Source organism: Dietzia sp. Die43 (assembly GCF_024519835.1).
Lineage (GTDB): Bacteria > Actinomycetota > Actinomycetes > Mycobacteriales > Mycobacteriaceae > Dietzia > Dietzia kunjamensis.
On the sequence record NZ_JALJRF010000046.1, the window covers coordinates 1 to 2,407 of the forward strand.

A 2,407-nucleotide genomic window follows, 5' to 3' on the forward strand; every position below is an offset into this window, starting at 1 on the left:
CCTGACCACCCACGAAGGATCACCATTCAGTTACACCACTTCCAGGGGCTTGACCACCCGCCCACGACAGCACCACCGGAGACCCGCCCACCGGCAGCGCCAGCCGGCACTCCTGCACGCCCACCCACGAAATGGATCCCGCCGTAACCCGACAGCAGCAATCCTCACGCTCCGTGAATCAGCGGGGCTAGTCCCACCGTCCTGGCACGGATTGACCATGACGAGTTGGACGACTTGCTGCGCGGCTACGGGCATACTCCCTACTACGTTGAGGGTCACGATCCGGAACAGATGCACCAGGATTTCGCCCGAGCACTGGACACCTGTCTTGATGACATTCGGGAGATCCAGCACCGTGCCCGCGAAAGCGGAGAGACGGAAAGGCCCCGCTGGCCGATGATTGTGCTGCGTTCCCCCAAAGGATGGACCGGCCCGGCCGAAGTGGACGGGCAGGACGTGGAAGGGTCCTGGCGCTCCCACCAGGTTCCCTTCAGTGCGGCACGGGAAAACGATAGCCACCGGAAGATCCTGGAGGACTGGTTGCGCAGCTACCGCCCGGAGGAGCTCTTCGACGACTCCGGGGAACCGGTCGAAGAGGTCCGCATTCTGCACCCTCCCGGGGACAGACGGATGAGTGCCAACCCCCATGCCAATGGCGGCACTTTATTGCGGGACCTGCGGATACCCGATTTCCGCGACTATGCTGTCCCGGTAGAACAACCCGGGACCGGTCAGGTTGAGGCAACCCGAGTGCTCGGGCAGATGCTTCGGGACATTCTGGCTACAAATCTGCACAATTTTCGTGTCTTCGCCCCGGATGAAAACAACTCCAACCGCCTGACAGCGGTTTTGGAGGCCACGGACCGGGCCTGGAACGTCGGAACAGTCCCCGGGGATGATCATCTGGCCCGTGATGGGCGAGTCATGGAAATCCTGTCCGAGCACACCTGCCAGGGTTGGCTGGAAGGCTACCTGCTCACCGGTCGGCACGGGTTCTTCTCCTGCTATGAGGCCTTCATCCATATTGTGGACTCGATGTTTAACCAGCATGCCAAGTGGCTGGACACGACCAATGGCATCCCGTGGCGCAGGCCGATCGCCTCCTTGAACTATCTGGTGACCTCCCACGTCTGGCGGCAGGACCACAATGGTTTTTCCCATCAGGATCCCGGCTTCATCGACCATGTGCTCAACAAGAAACCCGAGGTCATCCGGGTATACCTACCACCGGACGCGAACACGCTGCTGTCGGTGGCCGACCACTGTCTGCGCAGCCGTCAGTATGTCAATGTCATCGTCGCCGGCAAACAGCCACAGCTGCAATACCTAGACATGGACGACGCCATCGTTCACTGCACCAAGGGCATCGGCATCTGGGACTGGGCCAGCACACACCCGGACACGGAACCGGATGTGGTGCTTGGTTGTGCCGGGGACGTTCCCACCATGGAGACCCTCGCCGCCGTGGACCTTTTGCGCTCCCACTTCCCGGATCTGTCCATCCGGGTGGTCAACGTCGTAGACCTCCTTCGGCTGCAACACGAGTCCGAAGGCCCGCACGGGCTGTCGGACACCGACTTCGACGCGCTGTTCACCACGGACAAGCCAGTGATCTTCGCCTACCACGGTTATCCGTGGTTGATCCACCGGCTCACCTACCGGCGGACCAACCACGGGAACTTCCATGTTCACGGCTTTAGAGAGGAAGGCACCACGACGACACCGTTCGATATGTGCGTACTCAACCGGATCGACCGGTTCCACCTGGCCATGGCGGTGATTGACAGAGTGCCGCGGCTCAAGGACGTCTCGGCCACCGTGCGCGAAAAATTCAAGAACGCCCTGATCGAACACCACCAGTACATCCGCACCCACGGCGAAGACATGCCGGAAATCAACAACTGGCAATGGACAGCTGTCCCCGGCCCCGGCCTTCGATGCGAGCAGGAAGCATGAGAGGAACCGCTCTAACATGGCACCGTCACATCCTCGGAAGACATCACCGCCCTTGTCGTCGAATCATCTCGCCACTTTGCCCTATGATGCGGTGCTGTTCGACATGGACGGGGTCGTTACCCGGACTACCAGCGTGCATGCGGCGGCCTGGAAGGAGCTCTTCGACTCCGTCCTGGCCGACTCCAGATCCGGAGTGGGAGCGGATACGCCACCGTTCGACGCAGACCGGGACTACCGGCTTTACGTGGACGGACGCAGCCGCGGAGACGGCATCCGCGCCTTCCTGACCTCCCGCGGCATCCAGCTTCCCACAGGCAGCCCGGAGGACGGACCGGATGCCTGGTCTGTCGCCGGACTGGGGGCCCGAAAAAATGACCTGTTCCTGACCGCATTAGCGGCTCTTCCGGATCCGGAGTGCGTAGCGGGGATGCTGCGGTGATGCGGTGAGGCA

The 2,407-nt window shown here is 61.8% G+C and carries 1 protein-coding gene and 1 pseudogene; both read left to right on the top strand.

The window, feature by feature from the left end; translation table 11 throughout:
- Positions 1-186: 186 nt before the first annotated feature.
- A pseudogene (locus tag NR111_RS18110) lies at positions 187-1,956 on the top strand (phosphoketolase); the annotation flags it as partial.
- A 91-nt stretch (positions 1,957-2,047) separates the two neighbouring features.
- Positions 2,048-2,395, top strand: coding sequence for a hypothetical protein (locus NR111_RS18115; protein ID WP_256821614.1), 348 nt, complete (start codon positions 2,048-2,050; stop codon positions 2,393-2,395).
- Positions 2,396-2,407: the final 12 nt, after the last annotated feature.